The sequence below is a fragment of the Streptomyces sp. NPDC001222 genome, from assembly GCF_042896945.1.
Classification (GTDB): domain Bacteria; phylum Actinomycetota; class Actinomycetes; order Streptomycetales; family Streptomycetaceae; genus Streptomyces; species Streptomyces gibsoniae.
Genome location: NZ_JBIAXT010000080.1, coordinates 1 through 6,002 on the forward strand (window position 1 = coordinate 1; position 6,002 = coordinate 6,002).

Annotated in this window: 7 protein-coding genes; 6 read left to right on the plus strand and 1 reads right to left on the minus strand. The window is 69.2% G+C overall.

Features of this window, described 5'->3' with window-relative positions; genetic code table 11:
- The 3 genes from ACFY2Z_RS41475 to truA form a co-directional block, all read left to right on the plus strand.
- Positions 1–314 (plus strand): DNA-directed RNA polymerase subunit alpha C-terminal domain-containing protein (locus ACFY2Z_RS41475; protein ID WP_308812713.1); only part of this gene is annotated, 314 nt, incomplete at its 5' end.
- Between the two features lie 182 nt (positions 315–496).
- The gene (gene rplQ / locus ACFY2Z_RS41480) at positions 497–1,009 is read left to right on the plus strand and encodes a 50S ribosomal protein L17 (protein ID WP_390749168.1); all 513 of its coding nucleotides are present in this window, start codon (positions 497–499) and stop codon (positions 1,007–1,009) included.
- A 73-nt stretch (positions 1,010–1,082) separates the two neighbouring features.
- The gene (gene truA, locus ACFY2Z_RS41485; RefSeq protein ID WP_390749169.1) at positions 1,083–1,937 is read left to right on the plus strand and encodes a tRNA pseudouridine(38-40) synthase TruA; all 855 of its coding nucleotides are present in this window, start codon (positions 1,083–1,085) and stop codon (positions 1,935–1,937) included.
- Between the two features lie 30 nt (positions 1,938–1,967).
- On the opposite strand, the gene ACFY2Z_RS41490 is transcribed toward truA, so the two are convergent.
- Complete coding sequence (locus ACFY2Z_RS41490) at positions 1,968–2,834, minus strand: hypothetical protein (protein ID WP_390749170.1); 867 nt, start codon at positions 2,832–2,834, stop codon at positions 1,968–1,970.
- A 337-nt stretch (positions 2,835–3,171) separates the two neighbouring features.
- Between ACFY2Z_RS41490 and rplM the strand changes: the two genes are divergently transcribed.
- The 3 genes from rplM to glmM all read left to right on the plus strand — a co-directional run bounded on the left by rplM (position 3,172) and on the right by glmM (position 5,789).
- A complete protein-coding gene (rplM, locus tag ACFY2Z_RS41495; RefSeq protein ID WP_146463583.1) occupies positions 3,172–3,615 on the plus strand; it encodes a 50S ribosomal protein L13 in 444 nt (147 codons plus the stop codon).
- A gap of 42 nt (positions 3,616–3,657) precedes the next feature.
- Positions 3,658–4,170 carry a 30S ribosomal protein S9 gene (gene rpsI, locus ACFY2Z_RS41500; protein WP_311696760.1) on the plus strand — a complete coding sequence of 171 codons (513 nt, stop codon included), beginning with the start codon at positions 3,658–3,660 and terminating at the stop codon, positions 4,168–4,170.
- Positions 4,171–4,430: 260 nt separating this feature from the next.
- Positions 4,431–5,789 (plus strand): phosphoglucosamine mutase, encoded by a 1,359-nt coding sequence (gene glmM, locus ACFY2Z_RS41505; protein WP_390749171.1) that lies wholly within the window; start codon positions 4,431–4,433, stop codon positions 5,787–5,789.
- Positions 5,790–6,002 lie beyond the last annotated feature (213 nt).

Sequence of the window (6,002 nt, forward strand, 5' to 3'; positions counted from 1 at the left end):
CCCCGACGGACGCCGCCCTGGCCGCCGATCTGGCGCTGCCGATCGAGGAGCTGGAGCTCACGGTCCGCTCCTACAACTGCCTCAAGCGTGAGGGCATCCACTCCGTGGGTGAGCTCGTCGCCCGCTCCGAGGCCGACCTCCTGGACATCCGCAACTTCGGCGCGAAGTCCATCGACGAGGTCAAGGCGAAGCTGGCCGGCATGGGCCTGGCCCTGAAGGACAGCCCGCCCGGATTCGACCCCACCGCCGCCGCCGACGCCTTCGGCGCGGACGACGACGCGGACGCCGGGTTCGTCGAGACCGAGCAGTACTGACGCGCTCCGCGGGGAGGCCGTACTGTGTCTGCGCGACCGGTCGTGGCTGGTCGCGCAGTTCCCCGCGCCCCTTCCGGAGGCGCCCCTTCGGGGCTGCCTCCGGATCTCCGACGGGCAACCGCTCGCTCGGATACTGACCCTGGTACCTGACACGGCCGGGGCAGACACCTAGGAGAATCACCATGCCGAGGCCCACCAAGGGCGCCCGTATGGGCGGCAGCGCCGCGCACGAGAAGATCATCCTCGCGAACCTCGCGAAGGCGCTCTTCGAGCACGGCCGTATCACCACCACCGAGGCGAAGGCGCGCAAGCTGCGTCCGTACGCCGAGCGTCTGGTCACCAAGGCGAAGAAGGGCGACCTTCACAACCGCCGTCAGGTGCTCCAGGTGATCACGGACAAGGGCATCGTCCACACGCTCTTCACCGAGATCGGCCCGCGCTACGAGAACCGTCCCGGTGGCTACACCCGTATCACCAAGATCGGTAACCGCCGTGGCGACAACGCGCCCATGGCCGTGATCGAGCTGGTCGAGGCGTTGACGGTGCAGCAGAAGGCGGTCGGCGAGGCCGAGGCGGCGACCAAGCGTGCCGTCAAGGAGGCCGACGCCAAGGCCGAGGAGACCCAGGTCGAGGACGCGGCTCCGGCCGCCGACGAGGCTGCCGAGGCTCCGGCCGAGGAGTCGAAGGACGCCTGAGGTCCGCCCTCGCACTGAAGCGGGTCCGCCCTTCGGGGCGGGCCCGCTTTCGCGTACCTGAGAGGATCGAGCAGTGAGTGACGAAGTACAGCCCGGGCACGTCCGCGTCCGTCTCGATCTCTCCTACGACGGCACCGACTTCCACGGCTGGGCCAAGCAGGCCGGTGGCAAGCGGACGGTGCAGGGAGAGATCGAGGACGCCCTGCGGACGGTCACGCGGTCCCGGGAGACCTACGAGCTGACCGTGGCCGGGCGGACCGACGCCGGCGTGCACGCCCGGGGACAGGTGGCCCATGTCGATCTGCCCCTGGAGGTCTGGGGCGAGCACCGTGGGAAGCTGCTGAAGCGGCTCGCGGGGCGCCTGCCCAAGGATGTACGGGTGTGGGCCCTGCGGGAGGCTCCCAGTGGCTTCAACGCCCGTTTCTCGGCCGTCTGGCGCCGCTACGCCTACCGGGTCACCGACAACCCCGGCGGTGTCGATCCCCTTCTGCGGGGTCATGTGCTGTGGCACGACTGGCCGCTCGACGTCGACGCCATGAACGAGGCGGCCCGGCGGCTGCTCGGGGAGCACGACTTCGCCGCCTACTGCAAGAAGCGCGAGGGCGCGACCACCATCCGCACGCTGCAGGAGCTGAGCCTGGTGCGCGGCCAGGACGGGATCGTCACCGCCACCGTCCGCGCGGACGCGTTCTGTCACAACATGGTGCGCTCGCTGATCGGGGCGCTGCTGTTCGTGGGGGACGGGCACCGCCCGCCGGACTGGCCCGGGAAGGTGCTGGCCGCCGGGGTGCGGGACTCGGCGGTCCATGTCGTACGGCCGCACGGGCTCACTCTGGAGGAGGTCGGCTACCCGGCCGACGAGCTGCTCGCCGCGCGGAACAAGGAGGCGCGGAACAAGCGGACGCTGCCGGGGGCGGGCTGCTGCTGAGCCCCCGGCAGCGTCCGTGGCGCCGCGGTGCTACTGGTTGGAGGCGGCGGAGGCCTGTGCCTCGCCGCGGCGGCGTATCTGGCGGAAGGTGAACTCCGCCAGGTCGTCGCCGGCCGTGAAGACCTTCGCGTCCTTGGTCGTCACGTCCTTGCCGCTGGTGAACCCGGCGAGCGTGAAGTAGGCGTAGCGGCCGTAGGAGTTGGTGGTGGAGCGGCAGATCTTCGTCCGGCAGAACGGGGGCACGCCCTTGCCGAACAGCGAGGTGATGATGCTCTTGCCGTCCGTCTCCTGCTTCGCCTTCGTCGCCTGGGACGCGGTGTCGAACAGAGCCACACCGACCGTCACCGCGACGCCGTCCTTGGTGTAGGTGGCGCGGAAGAGCTTGGTGCAGTCGTTCTTGGTGAGCACCGCGGGCAGGGTGCCCTGGACGGCCGACGCGCAGTTGGCCGTGGTGGCCGAGGGGCCCCGCTTGTAGATGTTCGCGCCCACGGTCAGCTGGGTCCCGGGGAACAGCGTGTTCGCGCTGATCGGGGCCGTGTCCTTCTTGGCGCTGGAGATGAAGTCCATCGGGTTCAGCGGGGGAGGCGCCGACGTCGGGGCGAAGGTCGGGACCGGATCGGCGCTCTCACCGGGGATGGCCGCGGTGCTGGGCAGCGCGCCGGCCGGCTGGTTGGAGGCCTTCGCGGTGCCGTTCGCGTTCACGACCGCGACCGTGACGGCGGCGCCGATGCCGATCGTGGCCAGGGCCCCGCCGAGGATCAGCAGTAGCCGACGGCGCTTGTTGCGCGCCTCGGACTGTTCGGCGAGCGCGGCCCAGTCGGGAGTGCCGCCACGGCTGTCCTGCTGGGAACTCGGTGTCCAGGGATCCCACTGAGGCTCCCCCTGCCCATAACTCATGCGGCGCATCTTAGACGCGCCGTGGACCGCGTTGTTCCCCTTCTGCGAGCACCACAGCGACATCACAGCCCAAGCGAGACAAAGCTCCGGTCGCCCGGTTGGTGCGGCCGAGTGGCGGCGGCTCCGTTTTGACCCATGTCGGTGGCCCCGTTATCCTGGCTGTTCGTTATGTGTATTGGCTTGCTCATTCTCACGTGAGGGGCCCTTACACCGGTCCACCGGGCCGATGACCAGCGACCAGCACGCGGTTTGCGTCACCGCAGTGCGGTCTGGGCTGTCGTGATCGTCTTCGGTGACCTTGTCAGGATCCTCACTGAAGAAGCGAAGGCTACGAACCGTGCGTACGTACAGCCCCAAGCCCGGCGATGTGACGCGTCAGTGGCACGTCATCGACGCCCAGGACGTCGTCCTGGGCCGTCTGGCCACCACCGCCGCCACCCTTCTGCGCGGCAAGCACAAGCCGATCTACGCGCCCCACGTGGACGCCGGCGACTTCGTCATCATCATCAACGCGGACAAGGTGCACCTGTCCGGTAACAAGCGGACCCAGAAGATGGCGTACCGCCACTCCGGCTACCCGGGTGGTCTGCGTTCCGTCCGCTACGACGACCTGCTGGCGAACAACCCCGAGAAGGCCGTCGAGAAGGCCGTCAAGGGCATGCTCCCCAAGAACTCCCTGGGCCGTCAGATGCTCTCGAAGCTGAAGGTCTACAAGGGTGACCAGCACCCGCACGCTGCCCAGCAGCCGGTGCCGTTCGAGATCACCCAGGTCGCGCAGTAAGTCCGGCCACCCCCTAAAGCTGAAGAGAATCTGAGGAGAATCGTGGCCGAGACCACTGCCGAGCAGCCGCTCGAAGAGCTTGACATCGACAGCTACACCACCGAGACCGAGGTCCCGCTCGAGGGTGAGTACACCTCCGAGTCCATGGCCTCGCGCTTCGGTGAGCCCCAGCCGGCCGCCGGCCTGGGCCGCCGCAAGAACGCCATCGCCCGTGTCCGGATCGTTCCGGGCACCGGCAAGTGGAAGATCAACGGTCGCACCCTCGAGGACTACTTCCCGAACAAGGTGCACCAGCAGGAAGTCAACGAGCCCTTCAAGGTGCTCGAGCTCGAGGGCCGCTACGACATCATCGCCCGCATCGCGGGTGGCGGTGTCTCCGGTCAGGCCGGTGCGCTCCGTCTCGGTGTCGCCCGCGCGCTGAACGAGGCGGACGTCGACAACAACCGTGGCGCGCTGAAGAAGGCGGGCTTCCTGCGCCGCGACGACCGTGCGGTCGAGCGCAAGAAGGCCGGTCTGAAGAAGGCCCGCAAGGCGCCGCAGTACAGCAAGCGCTAATCACGCCGCTGGTCGCGCAGGCTCGTACCGCCTGCTGCGCGCTCGTATCGCCCCGGCCGCACGCTCTGTGCCGCCGGGGCGGTTCGTTTACGCGGAAAGATGCTTATCACCGGCTTATGGGGCTTATGGAGCAATCCCGACAGGCCCGGGGCGGCTGCGTGGGATAAGCCTCAAGACAGGCCCGGGGATGTACGTATCCCGCGCCGGTCTGGACACTCGGCATGAGCCGCACTTTTGCAGCAAGTTCGGAGGACAGCACAGTGGGACGACTCTTCGGCACGGACGGCGTGCGCGGTGTCGCCAACGCGGATCTCACGGCTGAGATGGCACTCGGCCTGTCCGTCGCGGCGGCTCACGTACTGGCCGAGGCGGGTACGTTCGAGGGCCACCGGCCGACGGCGGTCGTCGGACGCGATCCGCGTGCGTCCGGGGAGTTCCTGGAGGCCGCCGTGGTCGCGGGCCTCGCCAGCGCGGGCGTGGACGTGCTACGCGTCGGTGTGCTGCCCACCCCGGCCGTCGCGTATCTGACCGGTGCGCTGGGCGCGGACCTCGGTGTCATGCTCTCCGCCAGCCACAACGCCATGCCCGACAACGGCGTCAAGTTCTTCGCCCGGGGCGGCCACAAGCTGGCCGACGAGCTGGAGGACAAGATCGAGACCGTGTACGAGGAGCACCGCACCGGCGCTCCCTGGGTCCGGCCCACCGGTGCCGGCGTCGGCCGGGTGAAGTCGTACGGCGAGGGCTTCGACCGGTACGTCGCTCACCTGATCGGGGTTCTTCCGAACCGGCTCGACGGGCTCAGGATCGTCCTGGACGAGGCGCACGGCGCCGCCGCCCGGGTCTCGCCGGAGGCGTTCAGCCGGGCGGGTGCCGAGATCGTCACGATCGGCGCGGAGCCGGACGGGCTCAACATCAACGACGGCTGCGGCTCCACCCACCTGGACAAGCTGAAGGCCGCCGTGGTCGAGCACGGCGCCGACCTCGGCATCGCGCACGACGGGGACGCCGATCGCTGTCTCGCCGTGGACCACACCGGTGAGGAGGTGGACGGCGACCAGATCCTGGCCGTGCTCGCGCTGGCGATGCGGGAGCGTTCCGCACTGCGCTCCGACACCGTTGTCGCGACGGTCATGTCGAATCTGGGCTTCAAGCTGGCCATGGAGCGCGAGGGCATCCAGCTCGTGCAGACCGCCGTCGGCGACCGGTATGTGCTGGAGGAGATGAAGGACAAGGGCTACGCCCTGGGCGGCGAGCAGTCCGGCCACGTCATCATCCTGGACCACGCCACCACCGGCGACGGCACGCTGACCGGCCTGATGCTGGCCGCGCGGGTCGCGGAGACCGGCCGTACGCTCAAGGACCTCGCGTCCGTGATGGAGCGGCTGCCGCAGGTCCTCGTGAACGTCCCCGACGTAGACAAGTCCCGCGTCGCCACCTCCGCCGAGCTGGCCACCGCCGTGACCGAGGCCGAGCGGGAACTGGGGTCCACCGGACGGGTGCTGCTGCGTCCGTCGGGCACGGAGCCGCTGGTGCGGGTCATGGTCGAGGCCGCGGACATCGAGCAGGCCCGGTCGGTGGCCGGCCGTCTCGCGGACGCCGTGAAGTCGGCGCTCGGCTAGGGCCTGTCGTCCAACTCCCGCCTGCGCGACAGGCCCTAGAAGGTCGATGAAGATCTTGGTGAGGGGTTGTCTGGTCGTGCGGCTGGATGGCCCCTACGGTCATGTGCCGGCCGGTGCCAGGTGCCAGGTGCCACTGGCGTAGGTGAGTCCGAGGTTGATCAGTCGGCGAAGGTTGAGGGCGGCGGTTCGGGTGTGGAGCCAGGTGTTGTTGCT

Excerpts from the sequence above, each read along its gene's own strand:
- rplQ (WP_390749168.1), top strand. The coding sequence starts at position 497 with ATGCCGAGGCCCACCAAGGGCGCCCGTATGGGCGGCAGCGCCGCGCAC.
- ACFY2Z_RS41490 (WP_390749170.1), bottom strand. The coding sequence starts at position 2,834 with ATGAGTTATGGGCAGGGGGAGCCTCAGTGGGATCCCTGGACACCGAGT.